This is a genomic window from Desulfofundulus thermobenzoicus (assembly GCF_009428905.1).
GTDB lineage: Bacteria > Bacillota > Desulfotomaculia > Desulfotomaculales > Desulfovirgulaceae > Desulfofundulus_A > Desulfofundulus_A thermobenzoicus.
In genome coordinates this window covers 1-14,709 of sequence record NZ_WHYR01000003.1, presented here as the reverse complement: position 1 = coordinate 14,709, position 14,709 = coordinate 1, and the positions used below count along the sequence as shown (strand labels likewise).

The 14,709-nt window shown below is 54.3% G+C and carries 17 protein-coding genes and 3 tRNA genes; 12 read left to right on the top strand and 8 right to left on the bottom strand.

The window, feature by feature from the left end:
* Positions 1 to 437: 437 nt before the first annotated feature.
* The 8 genes from GFC01_RS01650 (at position 438) to GFC01_RS01615 (ending at position 7,556) form a co-directional block, all read left to right on the top strand.
* Positions 438 to 740 carry a transcriptional regulator gene (locus GFC01_RS01650; RefSeq protein WP_341473696.1) on the top strand — a complete coding sequence of 101 codons (303 nt, stop codon included), beginning with the start codon at positions 438 to 440 and terminating at the stop codon, positions 738 to 740.
* 29 nt (positions 741 to 769) lie between these two features.
* Positions 770 to 2,101: a [Fe-Fe] hydrogenase large subunit C-terminal domain-containing protein gene (locus GFC01_RS01645; RefSeq protein WP_341473695.1), complete on the top strand. Its 1,332-nt coding sequence runs from the start codon at positions 770 to 772 to the stop codon at positions 2,099 to 2,101.
* Positions 2,065 to 2,460: a hypothetical protein gene (locus GFC01_RS01640; protein ID WP_341473694.1), complete on the top strand. Its 396-nt coding sequence runs from the start codon at positions 2,065 to 2,067 to the stop codon at positions 2,458 to 2,460. The genes GFC01_RS01645 and GFC01_RS01640 overlap by 37 nt, the downstream gene beginning before the upstream one ends.
* Positions 2,461 to 2,541: 81 nt before the next feature.
* A complete protein-coding gene (gene nuoE / locus GFC01_RS01635; RefSeq protein WP_152944905.1) occupies positions 2,542 to 3,039 on the top strand; it encodes an NADH-quinone oxidoreductase subunit NuoE in 498 nt (165 codons plus the stop codon).
* A gap of 55 nt (positions 3,040 to 3,094) precedes the next feature.
* Complete coding sequence (locus tag GFC01_RS01630) at positions 3,095 to 3,670, top strand: ATP-binding protein (RefSeq protein WP_152944904.1); 576 nt, start codon at positions 3,095 to 3,097, stop codon at positions 3,668 to 3,670.
* Entirely contained in the window at positions 3,645 to 4,007 is a 363-nt protein-coding gene (locus GFC01_RS01625) for a (2Fe-2S) ferredoxin domain-containing protein (protein WP_152944903.1), read from the top strand. The genes GFC01_RS01630 and GFC01_RS01625 overlap by 26 nt, the downstream gene beginning before the upstream one ends.
* Before the next feature lie 15 nt (positions 4,008 to 4,022).
* On the top strand, positions 4,023 to 5,816 hold the full coding sequence (nuoF, locus tag GFC01_RS01620; RefSeq protein WP_152944902.1) for an NADH-quinone oxidoreductase subunit NuoF: 1,794 nt from the start codon (positions 4,023 to 4,025) through the stop codon (positions 5,814 to 5,816).
* Positions 5,817 to 5,837: 21 nt separating this feature from the next.
* A complete protein-coding gene (locus tag GFC01_RS01615) occupies positions 5,838 to 7,556 on the top strand; it encodes an NADH-dependent [FeFe] hydrogenase, group A6 (RefSeq protein ID WP_152944901.1) in 1,719 nt (572 codons plus the stop codon).
* A 46-nt stretch (positions 7,557 to 7,602) separates the two neighbouring features.
* Here GFC01_RS01615 and GFC01_RS01610 read toward each other — a convergent pair whose 3' ends face one another.
* Both GFC01_RS01610 and GFC01_RS01605 read right to left on the bottom strand, forming a co-directional pair.
* A complete protein-coding gene (locus GFC01_RS01610; RefSeq protein WP_152944900.1) occupies positions 7,603 to 8,526 on the bottom strand; it encodes a selenium metabolism-associated LysR family transcriptional regulator in 924 nt (307 codons plus the stop codon).
* Positions 8,527 to 8,690: 164 nt separating this feature from the next.
* On the bottom strand, positions 8,691 to 8,906 hold the full coding sequence (locus GFC01_RS01605) for an ATP-binding protein (RefSeq protein WP_341473693.1): 216 nt from the start codon (positions 8,904 to 8,906) through the stop codon (positions 8,691 to 8,693).
* Positions 8,907 to 9,050: 144 nt separating this feature from the next.
* Between GFC01_RS01605 and GFC01_RS01600 the strand changes: the two genes are divergently transcribed.
* Positions 9,051 to 9,200 (top strand): hypothetical protein, encoded by a 150-nt coding sequence (locus GFC01_RS01600; RefSeq protein ID WP_152944899.1) that lies wholly within the window; start codon positions 9,051 to 9,053, stop codon positions 9,198 to 9,200.
* Between the two features lie 81 nt (positions 9,201 to 9,281).
* Here GFC01_RS01600 and GFC01_RS01595 read toward each other — a convergent pair whose 3' ends face one another.
* The 6 genes from GFC01_RS01595 to GFC01_RS01570 form a co-directional block, all read right to left on the bottom strand.
* Complete coding sequence (locus GFC01_RS01595) at positions 9,282 to 9,437, bottom strand: hypothetical protein (protein WP_152944898.1); 156 nt, start codon at positions 9,435 to 9,437, stop codon at positions 9,282 to 9,284.
* A 7-nt stretch (positions 9,438 to 9,444) separates the two neighbouring features.
* The gene (locus GFC01_RS01590) at positions 9,445 to 9,723 is read right to left on the bottom strand and encodes a type II toxin-antitoxin system VapC family toxin (RefSeq protein WP_152944897.1); all 279 of its coding nucleotides are present in this window, start codon (positions 9,721 to 9,723) and stop codon (positions 9,445 to 9,447) included.
* Entirely contained in the window at positions 9,701 to 9,922 is a 222-nt protein-coding gene (locus GFC01_RS01585; RefSeq protein ID WP_152944896.1) for a hypothetical protein, read from the bottom strand. The genes GFC01_RS01590 and GFC01_RS01585 overlap by 23 nt, the downstream gene beginning before the upstream one ends.
* A gap of 393 nt (positions 9,923 to 10,315) precedes the next feature.
* Positions 10,316 to 10,391, bottom strand: a tRNA-Lys gene (locus GFC01_RS01580).
* A gap of 108 nt (positions 10,392 to 10,499) precedes the next feature.
* A tRNA-Tyr gene (locus tag GFC01_RS01575) sits at positions 10,500 to 10,585 on the bottom strand.
* A 22-nt stretch (positions 10,586 to 10,607) separates the two neighbouring features.
* A tRNA-Pro gene (locus tag GFC01_RS01570) sits at positions 10,608 to 10,685 on the bottom strand.
* A 294-nt stretch (positions 10,686 to 10,979) separates the two neighbouring features.
* Here GFC01_RS01570 and GFC01_RS01565 point away from each other — a divergent pair.
* From GFC01_RS01565 to cooS, 3 genes are all read left to right on the top strand, one after another.
* The gene (locus GFC01_RS01565) at positions 10,980 to 11,315 is read left to right on the top strand and encodes a phasin family protein (RefSeq protein WP_152944895.1); all 336 of its coding nucleotides are present in this window, start codon (positions 10,980 to 10,982) and stop codon (positions 11,313 to 11,315) included.
* Between the two features lie 222 nt (positions 11,316 to 11,537).
* The gene (locus tag GFC01_RS01560; protein WP_152944894.1) at positions 11,538 to 12,335 is read left to right on the top strand and encodes an ATP-binding protein; all 798 of its coding nucleotides are present in this window, start codon (positions 11,538 to 11,540) and stop codon (positions 12,333 to 12,335) included.
* A gap of 187 nt (positions 12,336 to 12,522) precedes the next feature.
* Entirely contained in the window at positions 12,523 to 14,538 is a 2,016-nt protein-coding gene (cooS, locus tag GFC01_RS01555; protein ID WP_152944893.1) for an anaerobic carbon-monoxide dehydrogenase catalytic subunit, read from the top strand.
* The last annotated feature ends 171 nt before the right edge of the window (positions 14,539 to 14,709 follow it).

Below are 14,709 nucleotides of genomic sequence, written 5' to 3'. Positions count from 1 at the left end.
GGCATTCCAACAACACGAGATCCCCCGGCGAAAAAGCCTTTTGGGTTTTTCCCCGGGATGATCAACGTCAGAATCAAATCTTTTGCCCTCGCCGTTCCGGCGATTTTTTTAACCCATTGGGGACAAAAAATGTCACTACCGACAATAAGGAAGAATTTCAAGGCTTGATTATTTTAAAGAGAATTTCCCCGATTAAATTTTTTCGTACGCAAGCGAATAACCGCATAAGAGCGTGTAATATCCACCAAATGTTGATATTTTAATCATTGCCGGACTTGTATCGCTGTTCTGAAAACGTGTATTATTCATTTAATAAAATTATCTAATTAATTTCAATAATCATTTATTATAATACATATCCATTCACTCTAAAATTTATTTATGGCAGGTGGGCAGCCATCAGGCTCAAAAAGATTCGTGAACTGCTGGGGGCGGATGTGCTCTGGGGCAAAGACCGTCTGGAACTGGAGGTAACCGGCGGCTTCGGCTGTGATCTGATCAGCGATTCACTGTGTTTTGCCCGGCCCGACTGCCTGTTGCTCACCGGATTAACCAATATTCAAATTATACGCATCGCGGAAATGATCGAAGCACGGGCCATTGTTTTTGTCCGGGGCAAGGTGCCGGGGGAAGAGATAATCGCCCAGGCCCGGGAGAAGGGAATCCCCCTCCTGAAGACCCCCATGTTTATGTTTGAGGCGTGCGGTATCCTCTATCAGGCCGGCCTGCGCAGTTCCTGAAAATATCCGGTAAAGTTGGTGAGAAACTGGTGCAAAAATACTTCCACTCCGTCAGGCTCGATGAGGAAAAATGCAAGGGTTGCACCAACTGCATCAAACATTGCCCCACGGAAGCCATCCGGGTGCGCAAAGGTAAAGCCCGTATCATAGAGGAACGCTGCATAGACTGCGGGGAATGCATTCGTGTTTGCCCCAACCAGGCCAAGCTGGCCATTACCGACGGCCTGGAAAAACTGGGGGATTATAAATATACCATTGCCCTGCCGGCCCCTTCCTTTTATGGTCAGTTCAAGCCGGAAATCCCTCCGGAAGTGGTTTTGGGCGGCCTTTTAACCCTGGGCTTTGATGCCGTCTTTGAAGTGCCGGTGGCGGCAGAGGCCGTTTCCTGGGCCATCCGGGAGTACTTAAAGGGGGTCCACCCCCGGCCGTTGATTTCCTCCGCCTGCCCGGCCGTGATCCGGCTGATGCAGGTGCGCTTTCACAGCCTGCTGGAGCATATTATCCCCATTGAATCCCCCATGGAAATTGCCGGGAGGCTGGCCCGGCAGAAGGCCTGCCGGGAACATGGCCTTTCTCCCGGGGAAGTGGGCATCTTTTTCATCACTCCCTGTCCGGCCAAGGTAACGGCGGTAAAACAACCCTTCAGCGGAAAATCCAATGTGGACGGGGCCATTTCCATGTCCCTGATCTACGGCGAGATCCTGCGGCGGCTGGAAACACCATCATCCCCCCGGCTGAATCCCCTGGCCTCGGGCCTGGGCATCGGCTGGGGGCGGACGGGAGGGGAAAATGAGGCCATAAAAACAGGATCCCTTTTAGCCGTGGACGGGATACACAGCGTAATCAGTGTTCTGGAGGAAATAGAACGGGGGGGTCTCACGGATATAGATTACCTGGAAGCCCAGGCCTGCACCGGCGGTTGCATCGGCGGCCCCCTGGTGCCGCAAAACCCCTTCGTAGCCCGGGTGAGAATGCGTAACCTGGTTAAGGCATACAGCCACCCGGAAGAAACCGTAACCTTTCCCCGGGACACCGCCTATTACCGGCTGGATGCCCCCATTTTACCCCGGCCCGCCCTCAAGCTGGCCGGCGACGTACAGCTGGCCCTGACCAGGCTGGAGGAAGCGGAGAAAATCCACCGGGAACTCCCCGGACTGGACTGTGGATCCTGCGGATCACCCAGTTGCCGCGCCCTGGCCGAAGACATCGTCCAGGGCTATGCCCAGCGCAGTTACTGTATCTTTGAACTGCGGGAACGGCTGCAGTTGCTGGCGGCGGAAATGGTGGAGCTGGCCCAAAAACAACCCCCGGCCATGGGCAGGGAGTGGAAACAGGGCAAGGAAGGGAATGGGGAAAGCTGAACACATGGGAAGAAATTATCAAGACCCTGCATTTAACCCCCTACACACCCATGGACGGCAACCGGGAAATAACCGGGGCCTACTGTGGTGATCTGCTCAGTGACGTGCTGGCCAGAGCACAGCCGGGGAACCTGTGGATCACCATTCAAAGGCATCGCAATGTGGTGGCGGTGGCCTCCCTGACCGGGCTGGCCGGAGTGATTATTTCCGGAGGACGGGTTCCCAACCCCGATACCATTGAGGCCGCTATGAAGGAACAGCTGCTCCTATTTTCCACCCCTCTGGACAACTTTACGGCCGCCGGAAAGCTGTACTGGCTTTTGCAAAAACCATGCCATGGTCACCGGGAAAGGGGGTGATGGATGAAATATTCGCAAATAAAAGAATAGTGGCAGTATTTAATGACAGGAAAACCGATGACTATTTTGAGGAGGATAAAAATGGGAACGGCATGTACATGTGGTGGTGAATTGACCCGAAAGCTGGAAGAGTTACTGCAAAGGCACCGGGGGCAGCCCGGCGCCCTGATCCAGGTTTTACACCAGGCCCAGAATATCTACGGTTATTTACCTAAGGAAGTGCTCAAAAAAGTTTCCCTGACCCTGAATGTTCCATTGAGCCGGGTTTATGGAGTGGTTTCTTTTTACTCTTTCTTTACCACCAAACCCAAGGGTAAACACCAGATCAGCGTTTGTAAGGGCACGGCCTGTTATGTCCGGGGTGCCGGCCAACTGCTCAACCAGTTGCAGGAAGAAATGGGTTTAAAACCGGGGGATACCACCGATGACGGAGAGTTCTCCCTGGAAGTGGTCCGCTGTCTGGGGGCCTGTGGGCTCGGGCCGGTAATCACGGTGGACCAGGATGTTCATGCCCGGCTGGTTCCCGCCCGCTTGAAAGAGGTCCTGGACAATTACCGTCAGGCGTCCTCAAACAAATAAACCCTGCCGGTTTCAAGCGGTATTCCATCAACGACCATTTCAAGGAGGGGGATGTATGGAAGAGCTGGCCTATCACATCCTGGATATAGCCAGAAATTCCCTGGAAGCCGGGGCAACCGCTATCAACATCACCGTGGAAGAGGACACGGAGCAGAATATATGCCGTTTCACCGTGGCTGACAATGGCTGGGGAATGTCTCCCCAGGTGTTGCGCCGGCTGGAGGACCCCTTTTTTACCACCAAAAGCGGTAAAAAAGTGGGCCTGGGATTCCCGTTGTTGCGGGCGGCCGTGGAACAATGCGGCGGCGAGATGCTCATTGAAAGCAAACCCGGGGAGGGAACCAGGGTCTGTGCCGCTTTCCCCTACAATCATGTGGACCGGGCGCCCCTGGGGGATATGGCCCAAACCATCTGCACCTTGCTGGCCGGTAACAGTCATGTGGATTTCAAGTACACCTACATCTTTAACGGGCGGCAGGTGAAGCTGGAGACCCAGGAAATCCGGAAAAGGCTGAAAAGCGTCCCCCTTGATCATCCCACCATATTACTCTGGCTGCGCCAGTATCTTACGGAAACTACCCAGGCTTTACATGGAGGTGACGATTATGAAATCGCTCGAAGAGCTGGATAAGCTCCGGGAACAATTGCAGAAAGAAATGCAGATCCGGGAAGGGGAGCAGGAGGTAAAGGTGGTGGTCACCATGGGCACCTGTGGTATTGCGGCCGGCGCCCGGGAGGTAATCACCGCCCTCCTGGAAGAAATCAACAAACGGGGGCTCAAAGGGGTCACCGTCGCCCAGACGGGCTGTGCCGGACTGTGTCATTATGAACCCCTGGTGGAAGTGGAACGGCCCGGGCGGGACAAGGTGACTTACGTCCACGTGGACAGCCAGAAGGCCCGGGAGATTGTCCTGGAACACCTGGTGCATGGACAGATCATCAAGGAGTGGACCATTCTTTCCAAGTAGGAGGGCTAAAGGGAAATGCAACTGTACAGATCACACGTGCTGGTCTGCGCCGGTGCCGGGTGCATCTCCTCGGACTGCAAGTCGGTGGAGCAAGCACTGGTGGAAAGCATCGCCAGACTGGGACTGGAAAGGGAAGTTAAAGTGGTGGAAACCGGTTGCATGGGCCCCTGTGACCTGGGACCGGTGATAGTGGTCTATCCGGAAGGAGTTTTCTACCGGCAATTAAAACCGGCCGACGCGGTGGAAATTGCCGAAGAGCATTTGTTAAAGGGTCGCGTGGTCCAGCGGTTGGTCTACCAGGCACCGGATACCGGGGAGAAAGCCATTACTTCCGATCAAATCGATTTCTTTAAGAAACAGACCCGCATTGCCCTGCGCAACACCGGGATCATCAACCCCGAATCGGTGGAAGAGTACATCGCCCGGGACGGCTACCGGGCATTAGGAAAGGTCCTTTCTACCATGACACCCCAGGAAGTGATTGAATGTATTAAAAGATCCGGTCTGCGGGGACGGGGTGGTGCCGGTTTTCCCACCGGGCTTAAATGGGAATTTTCAGCAAAGGCTGCAGGCAGCCCCAAATATGTGGTCTGCAACGCCGATGAGGGAGACCCGGGGGCATTTATGGACCGCAGCATACTGGAGGGAGATCCCCACAGCGTTCTGGAAGCCATGGCCATCTGCGGCTATGCCATCGGCTCCCGTCAGGGCTATGTTTATGTGCGGGCGGAATACCCCCTGGCGGTGCAGAGGCTGGATCTGGCCATCCGGCAGGCCCGGGAGTATGGTCTGCTGGGGGAAAACATTTTTGGTACGGGATTTGATTTTGATGTGGAAATCCGGGTGGGCGCCGGTGCCTTTGTCTGCGGGGAGGAAACGGCCCTGCTGGCTTCCATTGAAGGACAGCGGGGAGAACCAAGGCCCAAGCCACCCTTCCCGGCCCAGGGAGGTCTCTGGGGTAAACCGACAGTAATTAACAATGTGGAAACATGGGCCAACATACCACCCATTATTCTCAATGGACCGGAATGGTTTGCCTCCATCGGCACGGAAAAAAGCAAGGGCACCAAGGTATTTGCCCTGGCCGGCAAGGTCAATAACACCGGCCTGGTGGAAGTACCCATGGGCACTACACTAAGGGAAATCATTTTTGACATCGGTGGGGGCATTCCCGGGGGCAAGCAGTTTAAAGCCGCCCAAACGGGAGGACCGTCGGGGGGCTGTATCCCGGCCCAGTATCTTGATACGCCCGTGGATTACGAGTCCCTGACCCAACTGGGAGCCATCATGGGTTCCGGCGGGATGATCATCATGGATGAGGATACCTGCATGGTGGACCTGGCCCGTTTCTTTGTGGAATTTGTGCAGGACGAATCCTGCGGCAAATGTTCTCCCTGCCGGGTGGGCACCAAGAGAATGCTGGAAATACTGGAGCGCATCACCTGCGGGCAGGGCCGGGACGGGGATATTGAGTTGCTGGAAGAACTGGGCCGGGGGATCAAGGCCTCGGCACTGTGCGGCCTGGGGCAAACGGCGCCCAACCCGGTGCTGAGCACTATCCGCCATTTCCGGGAGGAATATGAGGCCCACATTTATGAAAAACGTTGTCCGGCCCATGTCTGTCGGGCACTGACCGTATATGCCATCGATACAGAGAAATGCAACGGCTGCGGGCGCTGCGCCCTGGTCTGCCCCGCCGGCGCCGTTTCCGGAGAAAAAAAGAAACCGCACCGGATAGATGTGGAGAAATGTTTGCGGTGCGGCACCTGCATGGAAAAATGTAAATTCAAAGCCATTTATACCCTGTAGCGAGGGTTTGGAGGGAAGGATATGCTCACTTTAACCATTGACGGGCAGCCGGTACAGGTGGAAGCAGGCTCCACCATCCTGACCGCCGCCCAGAAAGCAGGGATCAGGATCCCCACCCTTTGTTACCTGGAAGAGTTAAATATCATCGGTGCCTGCCGCCTGTGCCTGGTGGAAGTGGAGGGAGCCCGGGCACTGCAGCCGGCCTGCGTGGCCCAGGTGGTCGACGGGATGGTCGTGCATACCAATACCCCGGCGGTCAGACAGGCCCGCCGTTTAAATCTGGAACTGCTCCTGTCCAATCATCCCCAGGAGTGCCTGACCTGTCCCCGGAATACCAACTGCGAACTGCAGCAACTGGCCGCCGAGCTGGGGGTGGAGGAAATCCGCTTTGCCGGGGAAATTACTCCTTACGATACCGACGACTCCAGCCCGGCCATTATCCGCGAACCCCGCAAATGCGTCCTCTGCCGGCGCTGCGTGGCCGTTTGTGAAAAGGTGCAGGGGGTCAGCGCCATCTCTGTACAGGAAAGGGGCTTTGATACGGTGGTGGCCCCGGCCTTCCTGGCCCCCCTGGGGGATGTATCCTGTGTAAACTGCGGCCAGTGTTCCCTGGTCTGTCCCACGGCGGCCATTCACGAACGGGACCAGACGGCGGAAGTATGGGCCGCTCTGGCCGACCCGGGAAAACATGTGGTGGTGCAAACTGCCCCGGCCGTAAGGGTTAGTATTGGCGAAATGTTCGGCCTGGAGCCGGGCAGCGTGGTCACCGGTAAACTGGTGGCCGCTTTAAGGCGGCTGGGATTCGACCGGGTCTTTGATACTGATTTTACCGCAGATCTGACCATTATGGAAGAGGGTAGCGAATTAATTCACCGGTTGCAAAACGAAGGGCGACTGCCGCTGATCACTTCCTGCAGCCCGGGCTGGATTAAATTCATTGAACATTTTTACCCCCAGTTGCTGCCCAACCTCTCCACCTGCAAGTCACCCCAGCAGATGTTCGGCGCCCTGGCCAAAACCTACTACGCTCAAAAGGCGGGCATTGACCCGGCCAGTATCTTTGTGGTCTCCATCATGCCCTGCACGGCCAAAAAATACGAGGCGCAGCGGCCGGAGATGAACAGCAGCGGTTACCGGGATGTGGACGTGGCCCTGACCACCCGGGAATTGGGCAAGATGCTCAAGCAGGCGGGTATTGATTTTGACAGTCTGCCGGAAGAAGAGTATGACGACCCCCTGGGCATCTCCACCGGAGCCGGGGTTATTTTCGGGGCCACCGGCGGCGTCATGGAAGCGGCCCTGCGTACGGCCTACGAACTGGTCACCGGCCAGAGCCTGTCCTCCCTGGACTTTGAAGAAGTGCGCGGCCTGGAGGGGGTCAAGGAAGCGGCAGTCAGTTTAAACGGCACCACACTAAAGGTGGCCGTGGCCCACGGCCTGGGCAACGCCCGCCGGGTACTGGACGCGGTAACCAGCGGGGAAAAGGATTATCACTTTATTGAAATCATGTGCTGTCCGGGAGGATGCATCGGCGGCGGCGGCCAGCCCATTCCCACCAACCGGGAAATCAGGGCCAAACGCATTGCCGGCATCTACCATGCGGACCGGGAAATGCCCCTGCGCAAATCCCATGAAAACCCGGCCGTGCAGGTGCTTTACCGGGAATTTCTGGGAAAACCCCTGGGTCACAAATCCCACGAGCTGCTGCATACCCGTTACACCACCCGGGGGCAGTTCTAAGAAGCGCGTACAGGCACGTCGCCGGCAGATTTACAGGGGTCTCTGCTTAAAGAGACCCCTCTCTTTTTAACAGGCGGGAACATGTATCCCGGTCCAGAATAAAATGGCGAAAAGTATTGGCGGTCAGACCGTTCGCAGTTTTCCGCGGCCAGGCCAGGTAAAAGTAGTGCCTGATTTCCAACCCGCTAACGGTAATCGCTTTAATTTTCCCGGCCTGGAGAAACTCCTCCGCCGCCCGCAGGGAAACCGCCCCCACCCCCAGACCGGAACGCACGGCCCGGATAATGGACTGGCTGCTGCCCAGTTCCAGAACAGCCGGGAAATCGTGCATTACCAGATTATATTGTGCCAGTTTATTTTCCAGAGCCTGACGGGCACCCGATCCATCTTCACGAATAATAAAGGGCTCGCGGGTCAGTTCCTCCAGGGGTATTTCCTGCCCGGCCCGGGGATGCCAGGGGGGGACAATAAAAGCCAGCTGATCTTCCAGCCAGGGATGGAATTGTATCCCCTCCAGTTCAGCGGCCAGGCCCAAAACGCCCAGATCAATCTCCCGTTCCTGTAACCAGCGGGAAACGGCGGCACTGTTGCCCACCCGCAGGGTAATGCGCACACCGGGATAATGCTCCCGGAAACCGCCGATCAAAGCGGGCAACAGACATTCTCCCGGCACATCGGTGGCCCCGAGAACCAGATGGCCGGCCTTCAATCCACGCAACTCCTCGGTCACCGCCCGGATCTTGCGGTAATGACGCAACATTTGTTTTACTTCCGGATAAAGCAGGCGCCCGGCCTCGCTGAGAATGACCTTCTTTTCATTGCGTTCCAGCAAAGTTACTTGCAAGTCTTCTTCCAGCGCCTTGATTTGAAAGCTTACCGCCGGCTGGGTCGTCCCCAGCAAACCGGCCGCCCGGGTAAAATTGCGCAGTTCGGCCACCAGAAGGAAGGCCTCCAGTTGTCTGATGTTCATAATCTCACCACCACAAAAACAAAGCTCCAGACCACAGAGCCTGAAGCTTTCCAGGTACTATTCCCTACCACGTACTATTCCCTATAATAAAAAAACTAAAAGTATGACAGCTCACCCCGCCCCGGTGGTGGTCGTCTGTTCACCTCGGCCGGGTAACTTACCCCTTAAGGATTATTCACCCTGCTGATGGCTCCGGACGGACAGGCACGAAAACAACGGCCGCAACGGGTACAATTGTCCAGGTTGATATTATAATGTACCGTGTCGTCGATATAAATGCCACCGTCCCGGCACTCCAGTTCGCAGGCCGCACACGACATGCATAATTCGGGATTAATGACATAATTAAATTTAAACTTTTTGGGTGCTGCCGCCGCCAAGAAAACCTCCCCCTTTTATTGAACATGGTCTATTAATCTTTCTACGATGGTGGAAAAATTCCTGCAAGAGTTTTCAAAATAAATTTTTTTGGGTAAGGCAAAATATTTATAGACAAAAGGGAGAAGAGGAGGGGGGGAAACACTTTGGACAAGAAACGCGTACAGGGTGTCGTCCGGCATTACCGCATACCCGGTAGCACCGGCCGGGGTTATCGCCCGGTGTGGGATGCGGGCCTGGCAGGCAACGTAAAAAAACGCACCAGAATCAGGGGGATTAACCGTCCAAGCATATAAACCAGGCTGACGGCTTAAAAGATGTATTGCCCCTAACAGGAAATACATATCCTGTCAGCAACCTTGTCCCAGGCCGGCCGCTTAAATTGTTCCCAGGGATGGCCACAGGTTTCGCTTGATAATGTAAAAATGGGAATCAAAACCAAATACATCATGAATGTTCATGGTTTCCAGAATTACAAAACTGGCTGCATCGGTATAAGATAGATCCTGATCCCGGTATTTTTTGAGAATCACCTGGATCTTATCTTTCGTATCTTTGTCCGGGAGAATTACTTTTAATACTTTGGCTCTCCGACCGGTCAATGATATCAAGAAACCGGGTGGCCAGATGATAACCGGCGTGGTAGCGCAACCAGGTATAGGCTTCTGAGACAACCATCAGGCTGGTAATCACGTTTGTACGCTTGCTTAACGAGGTATAAAAGGCTTGAGACGCCTGGTGCAGGGGATCATGTTCATCAACAAGGGCAATAAATGCACCAGTATCAATGAACAGCTTATAAAGGTCTTTCGCCCCCATACAGATCCTCCTTGTACCTGCGGGAGCCGGTACCCGGCCCCTTGAACATGCCGATTAATTCTGCCAGAGGGTCATCAGGACCACCGCGCAATTCTTCTTTCTCCATTTTAGGAGGGGCGATTCCCAGCCTGCGGAATAGCTCTTCTTTTTGTTTTGGGTTCAGTTTTCTAATTTCTTCAACAAGACGTTCGATTGCCATTGGACTTCACCTCATTTTCAGTATACCATATCCTGTCAGCAGGAGCAATAATCAGCGGCGGGCTTTTAGGCCGACCGCTAAAATGGGTTGTGGTTGAAAATGGTGACCTTCCCGGTGACCGGGCTGTCGTAGTGCAGGCTTTTTGCCAGGCCGTGGAGAGCGTGGGCTACGGCCAGGTAGAGGCAGACGGGCCCATTTTATCCACAGGGATCCCCGGGGTGGATCAGTTTGACAATATCAGAGGGGTCAAAAATGGATCAGTTTTTTTATAGTAGCAGATATACGTATTCGGGCAAAAGAAAAACCCTTCCGCGAAGGAAGGGAAAAAGTAGCGTTTCTCATTGTCGTAAGATTGTCGTAAACCGCCTGCCCCAGAACCCCGAAAGCCTTATCTGGTGGGCCGTGAGGGAATCGAACCCCCAACCTGACGATTAAGAGTCGCCTGCTCTACCAGTTGAGCTAACGGCCCATATACAGAAGGTCATAATCCCCGTAATTTAATTACAGCAGCTGGACTGGAGCCAATACATGGCAGGCCTCAAGGCCGCTACTCACCGTCTGGCTATGACCCAGTACCTGGTGGAGGGGGCAGGATTCGAACCTGCGAAGGCGTCAGCCGGCAGATTTACAGTCTGCTCCCTTTGGCCACTCGGGAACCCCTCCATGCAGATATCCGCAGTCTAACTGGTCGGGATGGAGGGATTTGAACCCCCGGCCTCTTGCTCCCAAGGCAAGCGCGCTAGCCAAACTGCGCCACATCCCGCGGGTGATACAACGTTTATTATACTCTTTTTGTATTAACACGTCAAGAGGGTTTGGATAGCTGTCGCTCAAAAAATATCTCCTGACATTTTCGAAAAACTGTTTATTTCTAAAAAGAAAAAAGTCCAGCTTGCGCTGGACGGGGAGAGATAGAACTCACCAAAGCGGAGTATTCATATTATTTCCGCCGCCTGTACTTAATATACGTTTTAAACATTAAAGTTAAAAAATTTTCTGGGGATCAATATTTTTAGCCAAAAGTGATATACTGGTAACATCATGGAGGTGAACGGACATGTTTAAATTAGCCGAAAAATTTTTCCTGGCAGGACTCGGTGCCCTGGCTGTCACCAGGGAAAAACTGGAACAGATTGTGGATGAGCTGGCCGAAAAGGGACAGGTAAGCAGGGAAGAGGCCCGGAAAATGCTCAACGACCTGGTGGATAAGGGTGAGCGGGAAAAGGACCATATTACAAATACCCTTCGCCGGGAACTGAACGGCCTGCGCGATGATCTGGGACTGGTAACCAGATCGGAAGTGGAGGAATTGCGCAAGAGAATTGCCCATCTGGAGGAACAGCTAAAACAAAGGGAGAACCACTCCACCCCGCCGGAAAGCAGCATGATCTAAATCCAAAGCTTCATCAGTTCAAAATTTTCTCTTTGCCGGCAGGAAAATTAAATGTAACGTCGAAATAGTAACTTCAAAATTTTAAAAATATAAAGGAATAGAGCAGGAATTGCCCCGGGCATTGTAGAAATAAACACCCGGAATAAAGCCCCTTTATACCGGCAAACCGAATATCCTTCCGGTTGTTTATGCATCAAGATAACATTTTAGAGGTGAAAAAAAATGAAGCTGGCTATCTCCGGAAAGGGCGGTGTCGGTAAAACTACTATTGCTGCCGCACTGATTCAGTCCTTTGCCGAAACCCATGAAATGGTTTATGCCATTGATGCGGACCCGGATGCCTGCCTGGCTACGGCCATCGGCATTCCCGAAGAGATTGCCACCCGGTTGAAACCCGTGGTGGAAATGAGGGACCTCATCCGGGCCAAAACAGGGGAAGGTGCTTTTTATACCCTGAATCCCAAAGTAGACGATGCTCTTGATGAATACAGTTACAAATATAAAAACATCCGGTTCATTCGGATGGGAGGCATCAAAAAAGGCGGGTCGGAATGTTATTGCCGGGAAAACACCTTTTTAAGCGCCCTGATTTCTTCCTTGCTTCTGGACAGCAATGAAGTGGTGGTCATGGACATGGGCGCAGGCATTGAACACCTGTCCCGTGGTACGGCCAGGGGAGTGGATCTGATGCTGGTGGTGGTGGAACCCAGCCGCAACAGTGTAAATACCGCTCACCTGGTTAAACAATTGGCCACCGATCTGGGCATAAAAAAGGTGAAGATCATTGGGAACAAGATTCGCTCGTCCCGGGAACAGGAATTTATCAGGCAGAGTTTTCCCCCAGAAGACATTCTGGGTTTTGTTAAGTTCAATGAATATATTTGGGAAAACTCCATGGAACCAAGCCCTGAAAATACAGGGAAAGATTTGCTGGATGGAATGAAGGAGGTTTACGAAAAAATCCGGAGAGAGGAAGGTGATCAATGCATTACAGGTGGGGGAGAGGTGTCCTGTTTGTGAGGATTTAAAGTTCATCATCGCGCCAACCCTAAAAAGAAACGGTGGGCCAGACAGCCATAATATCCAGAATTTAACATGATACTACAGAAGACTCCCACCGGGGAGAACCGGGGGTTGTAGAGAGATTAGAGCAGTGGCCCCCGGCCATGGTTAGTCAGTCAATATTTTAACCAAGGAGGTTAAAGTAATGCCAAGGTTTAGAGATCCCAGCCACACCAGCCGGCCTTCGGATGCGCCCCGGGTTGTCGATCCCAAGGTAATTAAGAGATCCGTAGACCCGGCGGTCCTGGAAATGCTTGATGTGGCCAAAGAAAATGGCATCATCACTGCCTTTGACCGGGCAGTAGCCCAGCAGCCCCAGTGCCAGTTTGGCTACAAAGGTATCTGCTGTCACGTCTGTATGGCCGGACCGTGCCGCATTAAGGCCGATGAAGGGCCGGCCAGTAAGGGTATTTGCGGCGCTTCCGTATGGACCATCGTCGCCCGCCGGGTGGGAGTACAGTTGCTCACCGGTGCCGCTTCCCATAGCGAGCACGCCCATCATATAGCCGAAACCCTGCTGGAATGGGCGGAGGGCCATGCTCCCGACTACCCCATCAAGGATGCCGAAAAGCTGCACCGGATTGCCAGGCGTATTGGCCTGGAAGTGGAAGGGAAGGATGACCGGACTCTGGCCAGGGAAGTAGCCGAAGCTGCCCTGGCGGACTACAGCCGCCTGGCGGGCCAGGGCGAGTCCACCTGGGTGAAGACCACCGTCACCCCCGGCCGGCTGGAAAAATTCCGCACCCATGACATCATGCCCCATGGGGTATATAACAGTATTTCCAACCTGGTTACCGAAGCCCACATTGGCATGGACAACGACCCGGTAAACATTATTTTCAACGCCCTGCGGGTGGCTCTGGCCGACTATGTGGGCATGCACGTGGGCACCGACCTGTCCGACGTGCTCTTTGGCACACCCAAACCGGTGGTCAGTACCGCCAACATGGGTGTACTGGATCCAGCCAAGGTGAATATTGTCCTGCACGGCCATAACCCCGTTCTATCCGATATAATTGTACAGGCCGCCCGGGAAATGGAGGATGAAGCAAAAGCTGCCGGAGCCGCCGGCATCAACCTGGTGGGCATTTGCTGCACCGGCAACGAAGTGTTGATGAGACACGGCGTACCCCTGGTCACCTCCTTTGCCTCCCAGGAGTTGGCCATTACCACCGGGGCCATCGACGCCATGGTGGTGGACGTGCAGTGCATCATGCCTTCCATACGGACGGTGGCCGAATGCTATCACACCCGGATTATTACCACTTCGCCCCTGGCGAAGATCCCCGGTTCCTATCACCTGGACTACCAGGCTGCCAGGGCCATGGAGCAGGCAAAGAATGCCATCCGCCTGGCCATTGACGCTTACAAGCAGCGGGATCCCAATAAAGTGCACATCCCCAACGTAAAGAACACCGTGGTGGCCGGCTGGAGCCTGGAGGCCCTTTATGAGCTGTTCAAGACCGTCAACCCGGACAACCCGGTCAAGGTGCTGACCGATGCCATCCTGGACGGGCAGTTGAAGGGCGTGGCCCTGCTGTGTGGATGCAACAATCTGAAACGCTTCCAGGACGATACCCACGAGAAGATTGCCCGGGAACTGATCAAAAACAACGTCTTTGTCATCGGTACCGGCTGTGCCATGCAGGGTTGTGCCAAACTGGGCCTGCTGGCCCCCGAAGCCATGGAACTGGCCGGTGACGGCCTGAAGGCCTTCCTGGCCCGCATCAGCGAAAAGGCCAACCTGAGCACATCGCTACCGCCTATCTTCCACATGGGTTCCTGTGTGGACAATACCCGTTGCTCCGACCTGCTCATGGATATGGCCAACGCCATGGGCGTAGATACACCGAAGGTACCCTTCATCGCCTCGGCTCCAGAAGCCATGAGCGGCAAGGCCGTTTCCATCGGTTCCTGGTTTGTGGCCATGGGGGCACCGGTCCATGTGGGCGCCATGCCGCCCGTAGAGGGCTCGGACCTGATTTACAGTATTTTGACCCAGATCGCCAGCGACGTTTACGGCGGCTATTTTATCTTTGAAATGGATCCCATGGTGGCCGCCCAGAAGATGCTCAGCGCCCTGGAATACCGCACCTGGAAGCTGGGCGTGCACCGTCAGGTGGCTGAAGACTTCGAAACCGCCCTTTGCCAGAATTACTAATTGCCGGGACGAAAGGAGGAGACCAGATGTCCGAGCAAATTAACTTCGACCAGATCTTTGAAGGGGTAATAGAACCGGGTAAAGAACCAAAGAGGCTATTTAAAGAGGCCTACGAAGGAGCCATTACAGCGGTCAGCTATGCGGAAATTCTGTTAAACCAGGCCATTCGGA

Excerpts from the sequence above, each read along its gene's own strand:
- cooS (WP_152944893.1), top strand. The coding sequence starts at position 12,523 with ATGCCAAGGTTTAGAGATCCCAGCCACACCAGCCGGCCTTCGGATGCG.
- nuoE (WP_152944905.1), top strand. The coding sequence starts at position 2,542 with ATGGGAACGGCATGTACATGTGGTGGTGAATTGACCCGAAAGCTGGAA.
- nuoF (WP_152944902.1), top strand. The coding sequence starts at position 4,023 with ATGCAACTGTACAGATCACACGTGCTGGTCTGCGCCGGTGCCGGGTGC.
- GFC01_RS01630 (WP_152944904.1), top strand. The coding sequence starts at position 3,095 with ATGGAAGAGCTGGCCTATCACATCCTGGATATAGCCAGAAATTCCCTG.
- GFC01_RS01625 (WP_152944903.1), top strand. The coding sequence starts at position 3,645 with ATGAAATCGCTCGAAGAGCTGGATAAGCTCCGGGAACAATTGCAGAAA.
- GFC01_RS01560 (WP_152944894.1), top strand. The coding sequence starts at position 11,538 with ATGAAGCTGGCTATCTCCGGAAAGGGCGGTGTCGGTAAAACTACTATT.
- GFC01_RS01585 (WP_152944896.1), bottom strand. The coding sequence starts at position 9,922 with ATGGCAATCGAACGTCTTGTTGAAGAAATTAGAAAACTGAACCCAAAA.
- GFC01_RS01590 (WP_152944897.1), bottom strand. The coding sequence starts at position 9,723 with ATGGGGGCGAAAGACCTTTATAAGCTGTTCATTGATACTGGTGCATTT.
- GFC01_RS01610 (WP_152944900.1), bottom strand. The coding sequence starts at position 8,526 with ATGAACATCAGACAACTGGAGGCCTTCCTTCTGGTGGCCGAACTGCGC.
- GFC01_RS01565 (WP_152944895.1), top strand. The coding sequence starts at position 10,980 with ATGTTTAAATTAGCCGAAAAATTTTTCCTGGCAGGACTCGGTGCCCTG.
- GFC01_RS01615 (WP_152944901.1), top strand. The coding sequence starts at position 5,838 with ATGCTCACTTTAACCATTGACGGGCAGCCGGTACAGGTGGAAGCAGGC.